This window comes from Roseobacter weihaiensis (assembly GCF_020622345.1).
GTDB lineage: Bacteria > Pseudomonadota > Alphaproteobacteria > Rhodobacterales > Rhodobacteraceae > Roseobacter > Roseobacter weihaiensis.
On the sequence record NZ_JACNMO010000034.1, the window covers coordinates 21,753 to 42,912 of the forward strand.

Sequence of the window (21,160 nt, forward strand, 5' to 3'; positions counted from 1 at the left end):
GGCGGAGACTATCGCTCACGATCAGGACGGCCTTTCTCGTCCTCTCGCGGCCCCCTGCCCCTCTCTGACGCCCTCTCCCCTCCCTGAACGCCTGAGCGGCCTCCTGAGCGACCCTGTGACGCCTCAGAGGCCATCTGCACCCTTTCAGTCCGTGAGCTGGTCAGAGACGCCACAAAACGTTCTGTGTCGCGCGCAAGCGCCTGATCTTCTGCATCCTCGGATCGGGCCAAGGCCGTCGCGGCCCGGATGTAAGTTCCCATGACCCTATTTCGACGGTTCATCATCGCATGATCCCATGGATAATCTGGAAGACGGCCGCCATGGGCCGCCATGTCTCTTTCCACTTCCTCACGTTTGGCACGATCAGTAGCCGGAACCTGCCCTCTTTGTCGGATCTTATACATGGCCATCTGAGGCGATTTCTGCGGTACACCACGGGCGTGTCGGGGCGTCGCCTCCGCATCGATCCCGCGCTGCCGCAGTTTGGAAGCGAATTGATCCCGCAGATACTGAAGGTCTGCCTTCCGTAGATTCAGCTTGATCCCGTCCTCACCAACCGTCCGAACGGTCAGATGCACATGGGGATGCTTCGTATCGGTGTGCAACGCCATCACATAGTCATGACGACCGCCGAACTCATCCTCGGCCAATGACCGAACCGAGTCCTTCACCGCCTCTGCATTCACATGGGCTGGCATCGAGAAAACCATACTGGTCGAAATACGTGTCCGCTGTGTTGCAAATCCATTGGCCAGATCGTCGTCGTGCTTTGCCAACCAATCCCCTGTTAGAGCTGAAGCCTGTTGTTTACCCTCCATGACCTGGCCCTCGCTTGTTTCCAGCTCAAGTTTCCCGTTTCGACCGATGTATTCGATGTGCCCCGTGAGACGCACACCTTCGCTTGCTCGATTGACCTTAATCGTATTTCCCGACTTGTCCGTTTTTGACGGGCGGGTCACTCTGACCATCACTTCTGGAGCGCGCCGCACCACCCTTGCGAGTGTCGCCTTGTCGCTCGCAGACATTCCACCGGCAGAACGGCCCGCCCTGCCCTTTCCCTGGCCGCCTGTAGAAGTTGCACTATCCGCTTTTGGGCTTGGACGCGGAACGCCAAAGTACCCAGCTGCGCTGCTTCGCACTGTCCGTGCAGGCTTCGCCCGCCAGCAATCTTGGAACCCCAGCGGACGCTCGAAGTCACTCATCGTTCTTCCTCACTTCTTCCAGCGCATAAAGACCGCTCGCGAAACGACGCAAATCAGCTCTTGCCGCAGAAATACCCTCCGACACACGCACAAGCTCTAACTTGGTCGGAGCGTAGGCATCGCCTGTAAAAACCCCTCGGTTCATTTGGCGCGCCATCTGGTTCACGTTCGTAGCCAGACCGCGAACCTGCTTGAATGCTTTCTGGATCATTGCGCGATGATGCCGAACCGGTTGCGGGGCCATCCGCGCTTTCGCTGTCAAAACCTTCGCCGCCCAGGTCGAGGTAGGTACCCGCATTTTACGCGCCTCTTCGTCGAGCCGCTCCAAAGCATCCACTGGCAAACGCACCGTCACCTTCGCCTCTCGTCGGACCGCCTGCTGTTCTGCCTCTGGCTTTGTGCCGGGTACTTCTACCCCCTCTGTCACCTGATCGATCATAAGCCTCAGAAGCTCCGGAAGCTTCAGACCCTCCGAAGCAGCTAGCACCTCTAGCTTCTTTCGGACCTCGGGCGGAACGCGGGTTTGAACGAATGCGGATTTCTGGGCCATGTTCATATTGATTACAATGCTGGCGGCAAGCCTATCCTGCACTAGTCCTAATATCAACCTTACTTCTCGTCTCAGACGACATTGAGCGATGAACCGTCTTTTCGAAGAAAGGACGCGCAAGCGCGAAACAACATATTTGTGTTGGGGCTGACTGCCCCAAACCCCGTGGATATTTCTAGAAGATGAAGAACGGAAAAAGGCCCGCCGAAAAGCGGGCCTCCAACTTCACATTGATCTTCATTTAGTCTGGGAGGAACAGCTCCCGCTCTTTTGGCGTGAGACGAAAGAGCAAGCTGTCGTAGTAGTACGCTGCGGCTGACCACAGCCAGAACAACAGAACCATGACCAGGAGCGCACCGACTTGCACCATCAGCGGTTCCCCGTTGTATCCGAACACGATGGCGAAGAAGCCCGCGATTGATCCCAGAAGGAACAGCCATGCGAAAAACTTCATCATGAACCGTAGAGGAACCCGAAGGTAAACCATCGCGTTCCAAACCGTGAATTTCATCGTCTCCTTCAACATGGCGTGTTCCTTTCTAGACCTCCAATGCCTCCACCAAAGTTATCTCTTCCAGCTTCACTTCTTCGCGGCGCGCGCCGTTATCGAAACTGACAATCACCGATTTGTTCGTGGATGCAGCTTCATCGGTGATCATCCTCCCTATAACACCATTGTGTTCTACGATCAGCACCACACCTTTCGATTTTGGCTTTTGAGCTGTAGATCGCTCTGAAGTGTCTTCCTCGGGCTGGCCAGCACTTTCTTGTTGGCTCCCCTGCCCTGCCTCGTCGTCCGTCTTCTCCAGCTTGTCGCGCAAAGTGGCAATCGTCGTTCGCGTAACGTCGCTCGCAGGCGTTCCTTGAATGTAGTCCTCAACGGCTTCCTGATGGGATTTCCAGAGCGCGTTTAGGTCCGACAAGGCGCGCGATGGCACAGATGCCTTTGCCAATTCTTGCAGCTTAGGGTCCATCTTGAGGATACTGCGAAAGGCTGAGACCTGGGCCTCAGAGTATCCAAGCCGCTTGGCAATCTCTGAACGTTTGCGCCCATCCTGTGCTAACTGCTCAACAGCAAGGGCTATCTCCATCGTCGTCAAATCCGCCCGTTCGATGTTCTCCGTGATCTGGATTTCACGCAACTCTGCGGTCGGCTCCATAACCGCAGCGGGCATCTTGTCCAAGCCAGCCAGCTTCGCCGCCCTCCACCGCCGCTCGCCCATGATGATGAGATGGATACCCTCATCATTCGCCGGTTGGACAGTTATAGGCTGAAGCACACCGTATTGCTTGATGCTCCCTGCGAGCGTCTTCAACTTTGCGTCGTCAAATTCCTTTCGTGGCTGATCAGGATCAGGCTGGATCTTCGAAAGAGGGATTTGACCCGCTCCCGCATCTTGCTCCTTGTTCTTCGTTACTGCCGCATCCAGCTTTCCAGACTTTTGAAGCTTGGCCAGCGCCGATAGTGTTTTACCCGACATCGCCCACCTCCTAGTAAATCCTGCCCTTGAGCCATTCCATGAACTCTGCAAATTCCTTTGCAGCTTCTTTCCCGCTCTTGTTCTTCACCTCAGCCAACGGAATGCCATTGGCTTGCGCTTCCTCATAGGCCACACGGTTTCGGAAAGCGTGGGGAACCATCACTTCCGAGAATTGTTCGATCACCTCGGCTAGTGTCGCACGTTCCTGGGCCTTAACAGCATCAAACCTCGAAGGGACAAAACCAAGCAGCTCCAAGCCTTCGTTCACATCCTTGACTGACATGAACGCGGACAAGACACCCTCCAAGCCCTCAATGCTGTATCGCTTCATCTCAATAGGCACCAACAGGTAGTCCGCACCCAACAGGGCACCATAGACCACGACAGAAAAGCTTGGGGGTGTATCGACCACACAGAAGTCCACGCCATCGATAGACCGCATGGCAGTCGATAAGCGGGACATAACCTCTTCGTCATTCTGCTCGATCAGATCGACATGACCCTTGATCAGCCCAATTTCGCCTGATGCAAGATCAATCTCAGGAGCTTCGCCATCCGCGACAAGTGCAAGCGCGGACCCAAGCTCCTTCATGTTTTCAAGACTAGCAGACATGTTGCGCTGTCCGTCCAAATCAATACACACAACCGAGTTGCCATCTGCCGCCAAAGAATGGGCAATCTGTGTGGCAACGGTTGTCTTCCCGACACCGCCTTTATTGTTTGATACTACTATTGTTTTCACCGCTCTCGTCCTCTTGCTCGGGGATACCGATCTTGGCCAACGCTTCTTCGATTATCTCGCCCATATGCTGGTTGCGTCGTACCGATTCATATTTCAGTGCCGTTTTGACGGTCTTTCTGAGCGTTGTCGTTATTGGTTCACGGTCTTCTTTGCTCATCTCTTCTCCCATTGCCCACTGCTCCTTACACACTTACGTACGTACAAAAGTGCGTAAGGGCAACAAGTCTGCCTGTCACGTTCGATTTTGTGTCAATCTGCACGCCAACGCGGAATGTCGTCTCAGACGACATTCCGCGCGGTCTTCCAAACCTGCCTAAGTTCGGTTGGGGTGATGGTTGTCCCGTCTGCCGCGCAGCATTGACCACCAATCCTCTTACACTTGCCGAATGTGGCTCCTTTCATCCACAAATTTGATAGGGGACAATCCAGCCGAAAGCCGGATTGCCGTTGTTAGAGACCTGAACAGTCTCTTTGAGTGAACCTGTTGGACTTGCTCAGAACCAGATCAACGGCTTTCTGAGCCTGTGCCGCTGCCCTGAAAATCAGCTTCTTGTCTTCGCCAATCGCCTTCAACCAGTGGTCGAGATAGCTTGCGACTTCATCGATCATCGGCTCCACACCGATATGGCTACCCAAGAAACAAGCGCCAATTTCAGCGACAAGCTCTTCTTTGGCGTAACCACTTTTCCGCCGGTAGGGCACCAACCGATTGAGACGCGATGTGTGCCCGGTCCAGTGAATGACCTCATGGGAAAGTGTCGCATAATAGTGCCGCTCGGAAATGAATGCAGCGACCGGCGGCATCCTGATCACGTCACTTTCTGGATCATAGTACGCGCGACACCCACCATGCGTAATGCTCGCATCAATGGACCCAAAGAAGTCCTCTAGTTCGGGGATAGGACGAACACCCGTGTCAATCGCGGTATCACCTTTGAACCGATCATCCAGACCGTCAATTTGATCTGCATTGAACACACGATACGCCCGAAGGTAGGGGACTGTTTCCTCTAAACCGCTTTCCTCATTGGTTCGCTCAAATGTTCCGTATTTCACAACGGGTGACGACTTCTCGCGCTTCCGCACTTGTCCACCAAGCTCCGACGCTTGACGGTATGTCATCCAGAACGGCGAAGAATAGCCGTTTTCCTCGGCGGCGGCCCACAATGCCAGGACATTGATGCCACGATAGGCGGTTCCACACACACGCTTCGGCATAGATTGGCCATTTCCAATCCAGCGTTTGCGCCACGGTAGACTCCCACTTTCGAGAGCGGCAATGATGCTTCTTGTGATTGCAGCATAGGCGTCGAATTTAGCTGTTCGTACCATCTGTGGTTCCTCACTTTTATACGTATACATTTGCACGAATACGTATATACGTACAAACGTATAGCCTTTAGGGCGTTGACTCTTCGCGATATTTCGCTCTTTTCCGGGGAAACGTAGGCGTATAGCTGCCGGTCCCGACAAAAACCGTCGGAAAAACGCCGCATTGCAGCATTCAACTGTCCTCCTTTCTCACTCCAGCAACCGTTATGCGCCGCTCCTTCCGCCGATGGGCTGCGCCTCGGCCAATCTGATCTGCCCGGAAACGCATGTTTCCGGCGGAACAGAGTGGGAGAGGGCGAAGCCCGACCCACGGGCCTGACATGGACTGTCAACGGATCGGAGCTGGGGGGTGGTGCGGCCCGCAGGCGCAGCCGAGGACACGGCCCCCAGCGGAGACGACGCGCGGCGCGCGGTGCTTGTCTGTTGACCGGCCAGGGCAGGTCTGTTGGGCGGACAAACAAACGGAAAAATCGTCAGCGCCCCTAGAGCGAAGCGGCGGGGGCGATGTCCGCTGACACATCGATCTGCGCGCCCCGCGCGGATCTCATCTGATCAATGCAAAAGCCGACGCGCAGCGGAGGGAATGATCGTCACCCGCAAGGGCGAAGACACGCTGCCCTGGGCGACCATGTGGCCGCGATGGAACCTGGCTCGGCCGAGACGGGTTCCATCGCTTTCCGGCCGCAGCGAGAACAGGGCAGAGGAGCTTCGGGCGAAAGCCGGTCTGCCGGCTGAAGCCTAGAGCGCGGTCCCGCGCAAACGCGCGGGATTTGCCCAAGGCAATCCAAACTGGCCTAGACGACTAATTTCCACCAACCACCTGCAGAAAAGGCCGACCGCGCCTCAATGGCACCACCGCGAACAAGGGATAGTTGGCACGCAGATCATCGAGCACCAACTTGTCACGCAAATGTTGCGAGGTCCAATGCGCCTCATCATCGTTCAATGCGAAGACTTCGAGCCAGCGCCCGTCAGGTTCATCTGAAAGAGCCATCTTAATGATGCCAGGGTCAGGGGGCAGAACCTCAGATGTCATAAACCGCCAAAAACCAAAGGTTTTGCCGAAGGAATGATCGGGGTGTTCTTCAATATAGTCGAGGATTTTGAGAAGTGAGTGATGATCGGACTCTTCGGGGGCAAGGTCCAACGAGCTAGTGTCGAAGGCTTCTAAATCATCACTTTCGGTACGCGGACGTTCGAGGAGTAGAAAACGCACGTAGTGGTTCCAGACATTTGTGTTGTGTTCGCTTTCTTGTGCAAACCTGCTGTGGGCAAAGTAATAAAGGCGATACACGTGATCAACCTACACTAAAAGCTATTCCACAGGTGCGCACTCGCTACGGCGCTTTTTGGCGAGCGCGTTCGGTCGCATCTGCGAGGACCGGCGGGGCCGGTCTGGAAAAGCTGCTGAAATGTCGTCTGAGACGACATTGTTGGGGCTGACTGCCCCAAACCCCGTGGATATTTCGAGAAGATGAAGAAAAAATGACCCCGTGTGAGCGGGGCCAAGTGCTTCCTCACCACAAGGAAATGTCTAGTTCGGCTGATGGACGGCCCGCCAATTCTTCCTTTCGCGGAAGCCGTGGCTAGTCCTCATGTATCAGAGCCAACGATAGGGCTATGCAAGGAATGGACCAAAGGTGCGAAGAGCGTGGCGAATGCTTGCCTATCATGTCCCGCATACACCATCACATTCATCAAGGAAGTCGGCCCCACCGGATTCGATTTCAAAATCAATCTCGCCAAGAGGGCGACATGAGCGGTGCATGTATTCGAGCCCACGCATACCATTGGCGGGTCCGTTGCGGCGCATGGCTGCGTCTAGCGCAACAGCGTCCTGAAATGCTGCCGGATCATTACGGGTCATATCCAACCACCGCGCGTTGTTGCGAAACGGGCACCCAATGCAAGCCGATTTGGGCGGCTCTGGGTATCCGTGACGGCGGCACCACGCGAGGCAATCACCGCGAGACATACGCGCCTCGATTAAAGGCCATCGGTGCGTGATCCAGCTTTCCCGCGCATCCTTCATGCGCTCGGTTTCATCGGTGCTTATTCCGATCCACTGCTCAACCGAAAAGCCGGTCGCCCGCGCGCCCTTGGCCACGCCAAGCAAGCGCCGCACTTCGCGCCGGATCGGATCGATCTTTGCCTCTCGGGTACATTGGCGACGGTTCATCCCCCCGTGGTCCAAGAAATAAGGAATAGACACAAACCGCCCTTCAACCCCTTCCGCTCGGCCCTGCACTTGCGAACGCAGATCGACAGCTTGCACTCGGTAGATCGGGAACGGCAGGACGTTGCCGCTGCCAAGCCATGCCAAATGCTCGTACACGTCTTCCGGCTCCCACCCTGTGTCCGCAAAGATTGCGGCGTCGGGCATGGGGCCGATTTCGCCATGCGCAGCCATCAGGGCTAGGGTGGTGCTCTGGACACCAGCCCCAAGCGACAAGACGCGCAGGTCTGCCCCTTCAACCGGCTCACTTACACCGGGCCATGTTGGGTGTTTGAATTGATAGGTCATGGCTGACCTTCCAACCGGTCAGCATGAGCATCAAGACGGCCCATTAAGGCGGCAATCAGTTCTCGCAATGAAGCTTGATCCGCCAGGATCAGCGCGGCCCGCTGGCCGGGTTTCAACTGGGCCAGTTCTGGGAATTGTCGGTCTTCGGAAGGTTGATCCGATGTTGCGTCTGTGAATACGGCCAGCTCGCCGGTCAGTGGTTTTAGCATCTCGGCCAGCTCTGCATCACTGGCGCCATTCACGCCTGCGGATTTCTTGAGGTGCGCCAACAGGTCGATCATCTTTTGAACGCGACCCGTATTGGTGTCGTTCTGGAACGCCATGGTTCATTTCCTCTTGTTCTGTGGGTGATAGGGCAGGGCGCTTGCGCACCCTGCCGACTGATCAGAAGCACTCAGGAACCCAAGCGTCGATCCGCGCCTTTTGAGCGGGCGTGACCTTGTAAGCCTCCTGCACATCGGCGCTGTGAAACAGGCCGTGCATCGTCTCGTCCTTCTGGCGCTTTTTCAGCTTCTTGAACGCCAAGAATTGAGTGTCATCTGCCTCTCGATCCAAGAGCCCCATGAACAGATCGTCCAATTGCCACCCCTTGTGACGTTTGAAGCAATTCGCCGCTGTCGGCGTCCAAACCTCCCGCATGTCCGCGCCCGCCCTGTCAGCGATCAGAGCCATGAACTCCGCGTCTTGGGTCTTGAAGGCCCGTGCAAACCATCCGGTGATATGGGCGTTGCGAGACTTCTTGCCCCCTTCAACGAAGGCGTGGAATGCCTCTGCTGTGTTCGCATCCTCGGCGTCGTCCTCGTCCAATTCGATTTCATCATCTGGACGTTCGCCACCAAGATCACGGTGAAGCGTAAACGCATCATCCTCACCCTGTGGTTTGTTGCGCTGGAAATCGAAGCGCACAGCCATGGTTTCCGTGCCCCAATGGGAACCGCGAGACAAACCAAAGGCCAACAGGTCCAATACCATTTCAGGCTTGCGCAACAGAGCCGTTTGGAACGCCGCCAACCGGATTGCGGCCATGTCTTCCATAAAGCTGTTGGCATAGGGCGACTTCGCAGCCTCTTGCACCATCGCCGCTTCCTCTGCTGCCTTCTCGGCGGCCAACACCTCGTCTGATTTGAGGAACCCGGCCTCCACCGCTTTTGCGCGGTCCTCGGCCTTCACCAACCCGATGACGGCGGACAAGTCGCCGCTGCGCGTGATGTAGACAACAGCCCCGGACATGGCGCGCTGTTCGGTCGAATAGTCACCTTCAAGGATGTCCTTCAAAGCGTCTTTTTCTTCCCGCTCGTCTTCGTCAAGCTGCCACCATGGGCCATCATCCAGTTCCTCAAAACGCGCCTGCTGTTCATCTGTCAGCACGCCGGGGATTTTGGTCAGCGAACAATAGGTGCCATCACGTGTCAGATCGTGACGCATCACATGGCTGTCGTGAACAACCTCAACCCACGCAAGATCGTGTTCCTTTCGGAAAGCCTCGGCGTCCTCGGTCAGCTTCGTTTCAACCAGATCGTCAAGAATGGTCGGATCGGCAACGGTGGCGTCATCATCGAACAAGTTGGTGTCCAGCGTGCCGCCAGCGTCGGTATAGGCTTTGAGGCCGACAAACCGCATACTCCGGCAGTCGGCGTCCAGCTTGTCATCGTTCAACGCCTGCTTGATCTGATAGGCGGACCAGCCATAGCCTTCGATGCACTGTTCCAAGACGCCTAGGATTTTGGCCTCGTCGTCACAGATCGTGAAGGCTTTCGCGTCACTGATACTGATATGCCCGGCTTTTAGGGCATCAAGCACTGGCGCAGGAAGGGCACCAAGCGCAACGAAACGGTAAACATCTTGCTCTGTCACACAGTACGCGGCTGCGATCTGCGACACCGAAAGACCTCGTTCCTGCGATCCGGCATAGGCCCGGATTTTATCAACGATGTCCATCTGTTCCCGCTGTTCGTTTTCATGCAGTGCCCAACTGCGCGCGGTCATAAGATCGTCCGTCACTTGCACATCGATCATCGCCAAGTCAGGACGCACCTTGACGGCGATTTGCAGCGCGTGCCACCGGCGACGGCCTGCAACGATCCCAACCTTGCCGTCTTCATCGATCAAGCCGCATAGGTTCTGGATAAGGCCGCTTGTGATGATGGTTTCGGCAAGCTGTTGAATCGAGTCTTGGTCAATTTCTTCGTTGGCCCGTGGATTGTGTTCGGACACGTATGTGTCAGCGAGGGGAAAGCGCTGTGTACCAGTCGAAATGGCGGTCTCAGCGATCATGGTATCTTGTTTGGACATTGGGACATTCCTTGTGTGGTGAGTTGGTTTTTGGTATGGGTGCCCCACCCCATTTTGGGGTGAGGCGAGGCCGCTTAGGCGGCGTGTTGTTTCAGAAAGGCGAGGCCGATCTTGGCGGAGAGACCTCCCTTTCTCACAAGCGCGATAGCTTCACGCTTGCGCTGCTCGATAACTGCTCTGCTCATGGTTTCACCTCCTTCCGGGCGCAGGCAGCGCCTACGGCGCACCCTTTGCGGAGTGGCCGATGTCAGGCGGCTTTCAGCGGCTCGGTAGCTTTGAAAGCGCGCACGGTGTTGGTGAAATCCATCTGCCGTTCGCGATGGATGCAAAGGCAAAAGAACCGCCCCTTGATCCGCACGAATGCGTCAGTGAGATAGCCGGTCGAAAACTCCGACATGGAGAACCCGTCAGCGGTCCAATCCAGCGGAGGCAAAACCTCAAGGAAGTATGTGAAAACGTCTTCGGTCGTCTCAAACCATTGGCCTGCAAACCGTTGTTCTGGCCCGTAGCCGCGATTGATCAATTCAAACGATTGGCTGCGATCCGCCACGCCCTCGTGAATAGAAACAAACTTCATAGCCATATCTGGCCTCCTTTGTGGTGATGCGGTGGGGGCTTGGTGCCTTCCTTCCGCCGATGGGCTGCGCCTCGGCCAATCTGATCTGCCCGGAAACGCATGTTTCCGGCGGAACAGAGTGGGAGAGGGCGAAGCCCGACCCACGGGCCTGACATGGACTGTCAACGGATCGGAGCTGGGGGGTGGTGCGGCCCGCAGGCGAAGCCGAGGACACGGCCCCCAGCGGAGACGACACGCTGTGCGCGGCGCTTGTCTGTTGACCGGCCAGGGCAGGTCTGTTGGGCGGACCAATCAAACGGAAAAATCGTCAGCGCCCCTAGAGCGAAGCGGCGGGGGCGATGTCCGCTGTCACATCGATCTGCGCACCCTGCGCGGATCTCATCTGATCAATGCAAAAGCCGATGCGCAGCGGAGGGAACGATCGTCACCCGCAAGGGCGAAGACACGCTGCCCTGGGCGACCATGTGGCCGCGATGGAACCTGGCTCGGCCGAGACGGGTTCCATCGCCTTCCGGCCGCAGGGAGAACAGGGCAGGGGGGCTTCGGGCGAAAGCCGGTCTGCCGGCTGAAGCCTAGAGCGCGGTCCCGCGCTATCGCGCGGGATTTGCCAACATCAATGTGGTTGTGTTTGCGCTGTTGCGTATTTCGGGGAAAGGGTAACCCCGATAGCCCCCAGCACTTTAAGGACGGTACCGAGTTCGGGGTTACCCTTCTCGCTGAGTGCGCGATAGAGACTTTCGCGCGATAAACCGGTTTCGGTCGCGATCTTGCTCATACCTTGCGCCCGCGCGACGTTGCCAAGTGCGACAGCGATAAGCACACTGTCACCGCTCTCAAAAGCTTCTTCAAGGTATGCTTGGATGACCTCGGGTGTGTCGAGGTAATCAGCGGTATCATAAGGCGTTGTTTTGGTAGCCATCGTCTTAGTCCTCCAAGTGTTTCGCCAAGTCTTTGGCATGTTTGATGTCGCGGGTCTGGGTCTTTTTGTTCCCACCACAAAGCAGGATCACGAGCACGTCCCCGCGCGAGATGAAGTAGACCCGATAGCCCTTACCTTCATGGACACGCATCTCGCTGACACCTTCGCCTACTGGCTCAACATCGCCAGGGTTGCCAAGGCTCAGCCTATCGATGCGAAGGGCAATTTTAGCCTTTGCGCGCTTGTCTTTCAGGCGCGAGAACCATCGATTGAAGTCATCTGTTTTACGTATTTCTATCATGAAAACTTGTAGCCTGAAAGCTACACATATACAAGAGGAAGATGTCAGAACCGGGAATTTTCACCGGTTCCGACACGATGGCTTGTTATGTGTTCAGTTCCCTTAGCTTCCGCTCAACCTGCTGGCCAGCGAAGCGCGCCGCATTGGTCAACTGGCGTTGCCATGCCCCTTGGGTCGGTGCCCACTTGAAAGCATAGCTTTTCAGGATCGCGCGGACCTCTGGGTCGGGCTTCCCGTTGAAGATGAATTGCAGGCGGTTTTCCTCGGTGTTCTCTACGATGGTGCATCCATCCAAAATCTCGCGCTGGCTAGTCTCTGCCTCCGCCGCACGTTCAAGCTGTGCGATGCGTTTCTCTGTGGCCTTGATCCGGGCGTTAAGGTTGGTCAGCTCAAAGCTCTCAAACGCGACGACGCGGCCATATTTTGGCTTGAGCATTTCGCGGGCAAGGGCTGCATTGTAGTGGGGTGCGACGTCCTCCAACTCGGCGGCATAGGCGGCAAACTGATCGCCCTCAGTCTCGTGTGTGACGCCCTTTCTGTGCCACTTCCGCACAACTCTGTTGGCCCCCTTAATATTAGTCTGTTTTGGACAATATCCGCACCAACAAAATCAACAAGTTACGACGCCAAAATCGGAGGGGGTTCAATTGGGACAACGTGCAGCCATCTACGCCCGCGTTTCCACGTCGGACCAATCCTGCGAACGACAGGTTGCAGAATTGACAGCTTTTGCCGAACGCGGTGGGTATGATGTGGTCAGTACCTTCAAGGAAACCGCATCAGGTATCAAAGCAAACCGTGCTGAGCGCAGTAAGGTCATTGCTTTGGCTCAAGCGCGAAAGATTGATGTCGTACTGGTTTCCGAACTCAGCCGATGGGGGCGGTCTACACAGGACTTGCTCGACACCTTGAACAGAATGGCTGGCTGGAAGGTTTCTATTGTCGCAATGAGCGGCATGACATTCGAACTTGGCACGCCGCACGGGCGCATGATGGCGACCATGTTAGCTGGAATTGCCCAATTTGAACGCGACCTCCTCAGTGAACGTGTGAAGTCAGGGCTCGCTGCCGCACGCGCACGTGGCAAGAAACTTGGCCGCCAACCAGGGCAACGTCCTAAATCGGACAAACTGGCGCCAAAGGTAGTAGAGTTGGTCGCAGATGGTCGCTCATATCGCTGGATCGCCCGTGATCTCGGGATTTCAAAAAATACCGTCGGAGAAATCATAAAACGACATCGACAGTCCTCATGATGCCACCATGTCGCTGACGGCGACACCGGACATTCACATCGTATGCGGCGAACTCACTATGAGTCCTGAGTTCCGGTTTTCTGCGCCATGGCGAATGTCGGCTTTCCCGGAGCGAGCGTGAAAACCTGAGCGCAATGATCAGGCTCGGACGACGATCCCAACCCCCACAACTACCAAGAGTAATCCAACCGATTTCATCAGGGAGAACGAACGAACCTCAAGACCCATTGCTCCAAAATGATCGTAGATAGCTGCGCCTACCAAATTGCCGGTGACGACGATCACGAGAAAGAGCGTGACGCCGAGCGCGGGGATGCTCTGCATCGAAATGACCACGTGGATCGCACCGAACACCCCTCCGAGCCATACCCAGAGTGGCAAATGGGTGAGTGTTGTCACCGTTAGGTTTCGAAAACTGCCAGACAGAAAAGCGAGCGCGCCGGTTAGCGCCGTTGCTGTTGAAAAGGCCAGAAAAACGGCAAGCAGAAAGTCCCGATTCAGGCCAGCTGAGAGCCGCGCATAGATGGGTCCCTGTGCTGCCACGAGCATACCACCTACAAAGGCCAAGACGGCAAAGATCAGGGACGAATGTGTCATTCGTCAAAGATACCTATACATATAGGTTGTTGCGTGGCGCGTTTGTCCATCAGGGTCAAAGGCAAAATCGGGGATCACGCCAGCCTGCTCGAAACCCACGCTGCGATAGAGGGCTTCGGATACGTCACCAGTGCGCGTATCGAGCGTCACGAGTGTCTTGTTCGCGCGTTCTGCCGCAGCAAGCGCAGCGGTCATGAGCGCTTTGCCCAGACCAAGACGGCGGCTCTCAGGATGGACGACCATTTTCGAGATTTCTGCCCGATGAGGCTGGTTGGGCGGCATACTCACAACCAGCTGGACGGTGCCAACAAGTTGGCCATCAACGAAAGCCCCGAATAGAAGACGACTTCCAGACTCTACGTCGGAACGGACATCGATTTGCCAAAAACTTTGCGCTTCTGCGTCCGTCAAAGTCTCCATGAAGCTGATGGCGGCACCATCAAGGACACTATCCCTAAGTACCTTGGTCAGATCACCGAGATGCGTTTCGATATCGGACGGTGCAAGGGCAGCGATCGAAATGGTTGGTTTGATCATGAGAGAGCAATCACATACTGACAGGAGCTGGAGGTTGTTTTGAAAGCTGTCTCGCCAAAAAGGATGTAGCGAAGGCAGTCCCCCGCCTTAAGGTCGTGCGCGACGCCTTCGACAGTGATTTCCATTCTGCCAGACAAAACATAGACATGATGTTCCTGACCCGGGATCGCGGGCGCGGCGTAAGTGATCAACTGATCCTTGCCGAGCTGGCCTTCAATTAGCTCAATTGTTAGCTGGCCGTTCGAAGGTGAGATGCTTCTTCTAGAAAAGTCGTGCTCCGGGTCATCCCAAACCGCTTGATCTTTCCGCGAAACGACCGGCTGAAACACGTCATCCAGAGGTGCCAGCAATTGCGAGATGGGCAGCGCGTAAACGGTTGCAAGACGCCCAAGTGTTTCGGCGGTCGGACTCACTCCAGCATTTTCGATACGCGACAGCGTTGCGCGGCTGGTTCCGCTGCGTTCCGCGAGAGCGGCGAGGGTCATACCGTACCGCTCGCGAAGACTCCGCAAATGCTGTGCCAGTTTTGACGTTTCGGAGAGAGTGCTGATTCCCATATTCGGGATAATTCTCTTATATGAGTTTTTTGTCAATCCTTGAAAGCTGCCGTTGGCGCAGACGCAGCGAAAGAGCGGTTTTCCCGCAGACCGGTCGTCTAAAAAGCACCCGGCACTGCCGCGCTGCCGCAAGTCCGGATTGAGCCCAATCTACCGGGTTTCTGCAAAGCAGCGAATGGCGGTTAGTAGGCGCGATTGAATAGGTTTCGTTTTCTTGTGAAGCTATGATAGCCTCACGTCCCATGTCGTCCGTGCATCTTATTCGCCAGTCCTGTCATGCTGTCTTTCGGGCCATATGCGCCGAGAAATGCGCAATTGTATTGGTCCGTCAGGGACGCAAGGCCGCGCGGACGAAAGACGCGCAAACCGTGATCCGCGCAGGATACCTGGGCGTTTTGCCAGCGCGGGTGCCGCTGATTATCGAAAACCAGCCAAGTCAGGGCAGCTATATCGCATCTGCCCTGTTGTTTGACGAGACGGCTCTGCAAGAGCTGGCGGTGCCGCCCGGTGATCCCCACGCGACATCGCGGGACGACCGTCTTACCACTGCCTTCGAACGGGCCGCGACCGCGCTGGACGATCCACTCTGTCCCAAACGCTTGCGCGAGCATGCTGTGCGAGAGGTCTTGCTGTGGCTGGCAGAGGTCGGGATTGGCTTCGGCAGCCCCGTTCCCCTTGGATTTAAGGAACAGTTACGCGCACATGTCTCCGCCGAGCCTGACCACCCGTGGCGCGCCGCAGAAGCAGCCCGCGCAATGGCTGTCAGTGAAGCAACATTGCGACGGCGTCTCTCCTCGGATGGCACTACGTTTGGCGACATGCTGGCCGATGTGCGCATGACACTGGCGCTTGGTTTGCTGCAGACCACATCACTGCCGATCAACCGGATCGCGCTTGATGTCGGATACGCGTGCCCCTCTCGGTTTGCGCAGCGGTTCCGGGCGCGCTTCGGTATCACTCCATCCGCCATCCGCACAAACGATAGACGCACATTGATCGGTTCGGCATGACATTTGAACGAGGCGGCACGGCACCCTTCTGAAGGATTGGCTACCGTATCCCAAGAACATCTAACCGGAGATACATACTGTGCCCCACACCATTCTTAGCCGCCCTATCAATGCCAGCCTCGTCTCAATTGGTCTTTTGCTGTCGTCCCCGGCATTGGCCGATATGACCCTAGTTTCATCCGACATCGCAGACGGTGACAGCTTGGATTTAGATCAGGTCTTTGCCGGTTTTGGCTGCGAGGGCGGCAACCTCTCACCGCAGTTGAGCTGGAGCGGCGCGCCCGCGGGCACAAACAGTTTCGTAGTGACCGCATACGATCCTGACGCACCGACCGGCTCGGGCTGGTGGCATTGGTCGCTTGCGAATATCCCTGCCACAGTCACCAGCCTGCCGGAAGGTGTTGGTACAGTTGGTCAGCCGTTGCCGGAGGGCGCGTTCGCCGCCCGAAACGACTTTTCTCAGAACGCCTTTGGCGGAGCCTGTCCACCCGAAGGAGCAGACCCGCATCGCTATGTGTTCACAGTGTTTGCCATGCCCCAAGAGGCTTTGCCCGTAGATGAGACGGCGTCGGGCGCACTGGTCGGTTTCTTTGCCGAGAATACGAGCCTTGCAAGGGCCTCGATCACGGCAGTCTATGGCAGGTAGAATGACGCGGAAACACAGAACACGAGGAAGTCTTCGAACATGTCGAACAAGGATGAACGCACGCCCGTCGGGTCTGCCAAAGACGTCTATCTTTTAGCCGCAGATCAGATCGCAGAGATGGAGGGGCTTTCCAAGACCCACTTTCTCAACCCCAATGCCAAGCGGGTGAACAAAAGCCTGGGCGACCTGACTGGTTTGGAAGGATTCGGGTTTCATATCATCGAAGTTGCACCCGGTTGCGACACAACCGAATACCATGTCCATCACCACGAGGATGAATGTGTTTTTGTCCTTGAAGGAGAGGCAACTGCCCTCATCGGCGATGAAGAACACGCCATCGGACCTGGCGATTTCATCGGATATCGCAAGGGCGGCCTTGCCCATTCTATCTACAATAGCGGAGACCGGACCTTGCGATGCATCGTGGTGGGCGAGCGGCTTGCACACGACGTGGGCGATTATCCCCGCCAGCAAAAACGCATATTTCGCAGTGCGGGGTTGCCGTGGAACCTAGTCGATCACAAAGCACTCGAAGAACCGAAAGGGGCGGGGAAGAAGTAGGCTTGTCATGTCAAAACGGACGTTGGCGCAACAGCAGCGAACGGCAGCAAAGTCCAAGGTTTGTGGCAGCTGTCAGCGTGAGCTGCAGCGGCGATAAACCTGACAAGGAGGAAAGCGTGGGAGGATTTCGGTGCTATGGGGATAGTGTCTCAAGGCTTGGTTGGCCGATGCCCTGACATTCGAAGCTGACGACGCCGATCAGTGTCGGCTGGCTGAACTGTCTGGACCGATGTTGCGGGACAGCCCTTTTGCTGTTGCCATGGGTCTTTTGCAACGCGGGTTTCGGTGGAGTGGCCGCACCGACTGGTCCGGTGCCTGCGGATGGTGGAACCAGGTGTGACGTTTGGATCATGCGGCTTCCTCCAATGGTGGTGCTCGGGATCGCGGGAGTTGACCGCGCAGGAAGGTTTCGATGACACGCATCGGGCCGCCGCATTTCGGGCAAGGCTGAAGCTGGTCTTCTTCGTTAGCACCGGCGGACGCCTCTTCTTCGGCCATTTGATCCGGCTCTGGCTCACTGTCCAGCAAGCGTCTGATCATCGCGATCCTGTCCTGGCGGATGCCGTTGGCGAGGAAGCCCGCGTGACGGATGCGGTGGAAGCCCGACGGCAGCACATGGATCAGGAAGCGGCGGATGAACTCATCCGTGGGCAGGCGCATGATCTTCATGCGGTCCCCGCGCCTGATGCGGTAGTCCTTCCAGCGGAATGACACCGTGTCGCCATCGGTACTGATCAGCCGGTGGTTAGAGATTGCGACCCGGTGCGTGTATCGGCTGAGATAGGCCAGCACGGCCTCGGGTCCGCCGAAGGGAGGCTTGGCGTAAACCACCCATTCGGTCCTGCGCAGCGGCGCGAGATGGGCCGCGAAGACACTCGGGTCTGCCAGTCTTGCCAGATCGGCGAAGAAGCTCAGCTTGCCAGCACTGTGCAGTTTGACCAGCCCTTCGAGGAACAGGCGCCGGAACAGCCGTGACAGGACCTTCACCGGCAGGAAGAACCCTTGGCGGCAGCCGATCCAGCGGGCACCATCTGCCGACAGCCCGCCGCCCGGTACGATGACATGCACATGCGGATGATGCGTCATCGCCGAGCCCCATGTGTGCAGCACCGATGTCATGCCGATCCTTGCGCCCAGATGCTTGGGGTCGGCTGCGATGGTCAGCAGCGTCTGCGCGGCTGTTTTGAACAGCAGGCCATAGACCGCCACCTTGTTCTGGTACGCGATATCCGCGATCAGCGCGGGCAGCGTGAAGACCACATGGAAGTATTCCACCGGGAGCAGGTCTTCCATCCGCGCCAGCATCCAATCGCGCGCGGCTGCCCCCTGACACTTCGGGCAATGTCGATTGCGGCAGGAGTTGTAGGCAATGTGCCGATGATCGCACTTGGTGCAAGCGGCAACATGGCCACCGAGTGCCGCGGTCCGGCAGATCTCGATGGAGGACATCACCTTCAACTGCGGCAGGTTCAGATGCCCGGCATGCGCGTGGCGATACGCATCACCATGGGTGCGGAAGATATCCGCGACCTCCAGCTTTGGACGTGGCACCGAGACCCGGCTTAGCCGGAGCCGGCCTCCCGTCGCACCAACAGATCGAGCGGGCTCGTCACATCCCGGATCGTCTTGGTCGCCACCTTTGTGTAGACCGTGGTGGTCTCCAGCTTGGCGTGTCCGAGGAGCACCTGGATCACTCGGATATCTGTCCCGCCTTCCAGCAGATGGGTGGCAAAGCTGTGCCGCAGCGTATGGGGCGAGACTTTCTTTCTGATCTCGGCGAAGTCACAGGCGATGCCAAAGGCCCTGTTGAACTGCCGCGTCGAGATCGGATCGACCCGGTTGCGGCCAGGAAAGAGCCAGCCTGCGGGCCGGACTTCGCGGTAATAATCACGCAGAAGCTCCAGCAGGCTCGGCGACAGCATCACATGCCGATCCTTTCGGCCCTTGCCCTGGTCGATGCGGATGAGCATGCGGTCGCTGTCGATATCGCCCACCTTGAGATGGGTGACCTCGCTTGCCCTGAGCCCGCCGCCATAGGCAACGCTGAACGCCGCTCGATACCGCAGACCCGGCCCAGGTGCTGCTTCGAGAATGCGCGTGACCTCCTCCGCGCTCAGCACGACGGGGATCTTCTTGGCAGCCCGCTGGTAGCGCATATGCCGCTTCATCTCAGGCCGCGGGCACGTGGTGGCAAAGAAGAAGCTCAACACCGTCAACCGGTTGTTGAAGGTCGGGGCACCAACGCCGCGCTCCTTCATATCAAGCTGGAACGCCCGAAGCTCCTCCGGTGTCGCGCTATCGGGCGAATGGCCCAGATACCGCGTGAACTCCCGCATCGCTCGCAGATACATCGTCTGCGTCTTCGGCTGAAGCCCCTTGATCCGCATGTCTTCGAGAAAACGCTGGCGCAGCGCAGGCACATACTGGTCCGTCATCGGAACCTCCTGTCATCAGATTGAGAAGGTCCCAATCGTCAAACAGGTGCGCCAATCCACCAAATCACTGTGCCCAATCAGAGCGCAATACCCGCTACAAGCGCCAATACCGCGAGAGCGGTTTCGTCCAAGTCCCGCATCTAACCAGTTCGATCACGGCGCAGCGGATGTCTGGAATGCCTTATGATACGATTCCGCCCCCAGCCGGACTCGACCCCAACGGGTCTCCGTGTTTGCTAACAAAGGTGGGCGCAGCGGGCGTGTAGGCGGCGGAAAACACCTCTAGGGAAATGCTGTTGGCGCGCAAAACTTTGCCAGCCAGACCACGCGCTGCGCATTGGACGTAACACATGTGATAGGCGGTGATCGACAGGTCTACCGCCTCGATCCAAAGCGAGGTTTGCAAGTTGTGGCCCTTGTCCTCGATGACATCAGCCACGGCCATCAGCATTCCCCCAGCTCCGGCGGCAGGCTCTTGGACGGTGACGAAACCCTGTTCCTCAATCTGGCGTGACACGTCACCGAACGTCATTTCAGCCGACAGACGCGACACCGTGTAGGGTGTGAAAAACTGGCCAAGGCGACCGTCGAGCGCGCCAAGCTCTCCTGCGACCACGCCCAGAAAGTCAGAGCCACCTTGCGCGATTCCGACCGATGCTAGAGCCAGCAATTTGCCGAAATGCTCGTGGACGTATTCACGGCTTTCATAGCGCCGTTCCACGTCCTCATATTGCGCCTCTAGCTTCTCGCGTTGGTCCTCGAACGGGCTGGCCTGTTTGGACAGCGCGCAATAAGCCATTTCGCAGAAATCGGTGAAGACATGCCCACGGTGTTTGGACCTGTCGATATGGTTCACCAGCCCGACAAACTCTTTCATGGCCGGTGTCATGATGCGGCCTGTTGGTCTGCGAAAGCCGCATCAAGCGGTTGCAGATATAGACGGGTGATCCATGTTCCATTTTGTCGGCAAAGGTCGAACATAAGCGGCGCTTGCCGTTGACCGCGCATAGGCTCGTCATTGTTGATCTGGCATTGCTGCGAACGCCGGAAAGCTGGCCGCAAACGGACGGGCAAAACTGCCTCGATAGCCTCGCGATCTGGCACGACCGCCGCGCCGTTTTCGTCAATTCGGTGCAGGTATCCCTTGCATGGGGTTGATGGAATTTGGGCCTTGCGCATTCCGCGCACATCGCCAGACCAAAGCAGAAGAAAATCCATCAACCTTACTCCCGGCTCTGTCCGCAAAGCTGCGCCACTGCATCGTCAATTGCGCGTGCGGCCTCGGCACGCAGCGCGGCGGCGTCCTCGGACGCAATCTCGGGAAGGCTCCACAGATCGGCGCATTCTTGACGAAAAATTTGATACTGAGCGGCATCGTCACGAAAACCGGCGTTGCGGGCTGCGATGCTGACCGCATCCATCAAGTCGGCAACCCATTTTTCGTAGATCATACCTGTTGGCGTGTTGTCGAAAGCTGCCTTGGCCTCAGCCATGGCTTTTCGTCTTGCCGCCCTGCGCCGCACTTCGGGCCAGTAGTCGGGCGAATTGGCGCTGATCACGACCGGTTTTGTCATGGGATTTTCCTTTGTGGTGATGCGGTGGGGGCTTGGTGCCTTCCTTCCGCCGATGGGCTGCGCCTCGGCC

Annotated in this window: 27 protein-coding genes; 4 read left to right on the forward strand and 23 right to left on the reverse strand. The window is 57.1% G+C overall.

Translation table 11 applies throughout. The features are described 5' to 3' along the window. Positions 1-8 precede the first annotated feature (8 nt). From H7847_RS23990 to H7847_RS24060, 15 genes are all read right to left on the reverse strand, one after another. On the reverse strand, positions 9-776 hold the full coding sequence (locus H7847_RS23990; RefSeq protein ID WP_227272026.1) for a relaxase/mobilization nuclease domain-containing protein: 768 nt from the start codon (positions 774-776) through the stop codon (positions 9-11). Positions 777-1,194: 418 nt separating this feature from the next. Then, positions 1,195-1,641, reverse strand: a complete 447-nt coding sequence (gene mobC / locus H7847_RS23995) for a plasmid mobilization relaxosome protein MobC (protein WP_227272027.1) — start codon at positions 1,639-1,641, stop codon at positions 1,195-1,197. Positions 1,642-1,993: 352 nt separating this feature from the next. Further along, positions 1,994-2,278, reverse strand: a complete 285-nt coding sequence (locus tag H7847_RS24000; protein WP_227272028.1) for a hypothetical protein — start codon at positions 2,276-2,278, stop codon at positions 1,994-1,996. Positions 2,279-2,291: 13 nt separating this feature from the next. Then, positions 2,292-3,233 (reverse strand): ParB/RepB/Spo0J family partition protein, encoded by a 942-nt coding sequence (locus tag H7847_RS24005; RefSeq protein WP_227272029.1) that lies wholly within the window; start codon positions 3,231-3,233, stop codon positions 2,292-2,294. Between the two features lie 10 nt (positions 3,234-3,243). Continuing rightward, positions 3,244-3,975, reverse strand: coding sequence for a ParA family protein (locus H7847_RS24010; RefSeq protein ID WP_227272030.1), 732 nt, complete (start codon positions 3,973-3,975; stop codon positions 3,244-3,246). Beyond that, positions 3,947-4,132 carry a hypothetical protein gene (locus H7847_RS24015; RefSeq protein WP_227272031.1) on the reverse strand — a complete coding sequence of 62 codons (186 nt, stop codon included), beginning with the start codon at positions 4,130-4,132 and terminating at the stop codon, positions 3,947-3,949. The genes H7847_RS24010 and H7847_RS24015 overlap by 29 nt, the downstream gene beginning before the upstream one ends. A 293-nt stretch (positions 4,133-4,425) precedes the next feature. After that, positions 4,426-5,307: an ArdC family protein gene (locus H7847_RS24020; protein WP_227272032.1), complete on the reverse strand. Its 882-nt coding sequence runs from the start codon at positions 5,305-5,307 to the stop codon at positions 4,426-4,428. 802 nt (positions 5,308-6,109) lie between these two features. Next, the gene (locus tag H7847_RS24025; RefSeq protein ID WP_227272033.1) at positions 6,110-6,601 is read right to left on the reverse strand and encodes a hypothetical protein; all 492 of its coding nucleotides are present in this window, start codon (positions 6,599-6,601) and stop codon (positions 6,110-6,112) included. A gap of 375 nt (positions 6,602-6,976) precedes the next feature. Further along, the gene (locus H7847_RS24030; protein ID WP_227272034.1) at positions 6,977-7,831 is read right to left on the reverse strand and encodes a hypothetical protein; all 855 of its coding nucleotides are present in this window, start codon (positions 7,829-7,831) and stop codon (positions 6,977-6,979) included. After that, positions 7,828-8,154, reverse strand: coding sequence for a hypothetical protein (locus tag H7847_RS24035; protein ID WP_227272035.1), 327 nt, complete (start codon positions 8,152-8,154; stop codon positions 7,828-7,830). Before H7847_RS24035 ends, H7847_RS24030 begins: the two co-directional genes overlap by 4 nt. Before the next feature lie 61 nt (positions 8,155-8,215). Beyond that, positions 8,216-10,123, reverse strand: a complete 1,908-nt coding sequence (locus H7847_RS24040) for a ParB/RepB/Spo0J family partition protein (RefSeq protein WP_227272036.1) — start codon at positions 10,121-10,123, stop codon at positions 8,216-8,218. Positions 10,124-10,370: 247 nt separating this feature from the next. Next, positions 10,371-10,706 (reverse strand): DUF1419 domain-containing protein, encoded by a 336-nt coding sequence (locus H7847_RS24045; RefSeq protein WP_227272037.1) that lies wholly within the window; start codon positions 10,704-10,706, stop codon positions 10,371-10,373. Between the two features lie 607 nt (positions 10,707-11,313). Beyond that, positions 11,314-11,619: an addiction module antidote protein gene (locus H7847_RS24050; RefSeq protein ID WP_227272038.1), complete on the reverse strand. Its 306-nt coding sequence runs from the start codon at positions 11,617-11,619 to the stop codon at positions 11,314-11,316. Between the two features lie 4 nt (positions 11,620-11,623). Next, positions 11,624-11,920 carry a type II toxin-antitoxin system RelE/ParE family toxin gene (locus H7847_RS24055; protein WP_227272039.1) on the reverse strand — a complete coding sequence of 99 codons (297 nt, stop codon included), beginning with the start codon at positions 11,918-11,920 and terminating at the stop codon, positions 11,624-11,626. 85 nt (positions 11,921-12,005) lie between these two features. Then, on the reverse strand, positions 12,006-12,473 hold the full coding sequence (locus H7847_RS24060; protein WP_227272040.1) for a hypothetical protein: 468 nt from the start codon (positions 12,471-12,473) through the stop codon (positions 12,006-12,008). Between the two features lie 94 nt (positions 12,474-12,567). Between H7847_RS24060 and H7847_RS24065 the strand changes: the two genes are divergently transcribed. Further along, positions 12,568-13,173: a recombinase family protein gene (locus tag H7847_RS24065; protein ID WP_227272041.1), complete on the forward strand. Its 606-nt coding sequence runs from the start codon at positions 12,568-12,570 to the stop codon at positions 13,171-13,173. Between the two features lie 138 nt (positions 13,174-13,311). On the opposite strand, the gene H7847_RS24070 is transcribed toward H7847_RS24065, so the two are convergent. Genes H7847_RS24070 through H7847_RS24080 form a run of 3 tightly spaced genes read right to left on the reverse strand, consistent with a single transcriptional unit; the run spans position 13,312 to position 14,864 of the window. Continuing rightward, complete coding sequence (locus H7847_RS24070) at positions 13,312-13,770, reverse strand: DMT family transporter (protein ID WP_227272042.1); 459 nt, start codon at positions 13,768-13,770, stop codon at positions 13,312-13,314. A 3-nt stretch (positions 13,771-13,773) separates the two neighbouring features. Then, positions 13,774-14,307 (reverse strand): GNAT family N-acetyltransferase, encoded by a 534-nt coding sequence (locus H7847_RS24075; RefSeq protein WP_227272043.1) that lies wholly within the window; start codon positions 14,305-14,307, stop codon positions 13,774-13,776. Next, a complete protein-coding gene (locus H7847_RS24080) occupies positions 14,304-14,864 on the reverse strand; it encodes a helix-turn-helix domain-containing protein (protein ID WP_227272044.1) in 561 nt (186 codons plus the stop codon). The genes H7847_RS24075 and H7847_RS24080 overlap by 4 nt, the downstream gene beginning before the upstream one ends. A 242-nt stretch (positions 14,865-15,106) precedes the next feature. Between H7847_RS24080 and H7847_RS24085 the strand changes: the two genes are divergently transcribed. From H7847_RS24085 to H7847_RS24095, 3 genes are all read left to right on the forward strand, one after another. Beyond that, complete coding sequence (locus H7847_RS24085; RefSeq protein ID WP_227272052.1) at positions 15,107-15,874, forward strand: helix-turn-helix transcriptional regulator; 768 nt, start codon at positions 15,107-15,109, stop codon at positions 15,872-15,874. Between the two features lie 163 nt (positions 15,875-16,037). Further along, positions 16,038-16,520: a YbhB/YbcL family Raf kinase inhibitor-like protein gene (locus H7847_RS24090; RefSeq protein ID WP_227272045.1), complete on the forward strand. Its 483-nt coding sequence runs from the start codon at positions 16,038-16,040 to the stop codon at positions 16,518-16,520. Between the two features lie 39 nt (positions 16,521-16,559). Next, the gene (locus H7847_RS24095) at positions 16,560-17,081 is read left to right on the forward strand and encodes a cupin domain-containing protein (RefSeq protein ID WP_227272046.1); all 522 of its coding nucleotides are present in this window, start codon (positions 16,560-16,562) and stop codon (positions 17,079-17,081) included. Between the two features lie 348 nt (positions 17,082-17,429). Here the strand turns inward: H7847_RS24095 and H7847_RS24100 are convergent, their stop codons facing one another. The 5 genes from H7847_RS24100 to H7847_RS24120 all read right to left on the reverse strand — a co-directional run. Further along, positions 17,430-18,632: an IS91 family transposase gene (locus H7847_RS24100; protein ID WP_227272047.1), complete on the reverse strand. Its 1,203-nt coding sequence runs from the start codon at positions 18,630-18,632 to the stop codon at positions 17,430-17,432. An 11-nt stretch (positions 18,633-18,643) separates the two neighbouring features. Further along, a complete protein-coding gene (locus tag H7847_RS24105) occupies positions 18,644-19,516 on the reverse strand; it encodes a tyrosine-type recombinase/integrase (protein WP_227272048.1) in 873 nt (290 codons plus the stop codon). Positions 19,517-19,697: 181 nt separating this feature from the next. Continuing rightward, entirely contained in the window at positions 19,698-20,393 is a 696-nt protein-coding gene (locus H7847_RS24110; protein WP_227272049.1) for an N-6 DNA methylase, read from the reverse strand. 8 nt (positions 20,394-20,401) lie between these two features. Further along, the gene (locus tag H7847_RS24115) at positions 20,402-20,734 is read right to left on the reverse strand and encodes a hypothetical protein (RefSeq protein ID WP_227272050.1); all 333 of its coding nucleotides are present in this window, start codon (positions 20,732-20,734) and stop codon (positions 20,402-20,404) included. A gap of 5 nt (positions 20,735-20,739) precedes the next feature. Continuing rightward, positions 20,740-21,160: hypothetical protein (locus tag H7847_RS24120; protein ID WP_227272051.1), on the reverse strand; the 421-nt coding region annotated here is incomplete at its 5' end.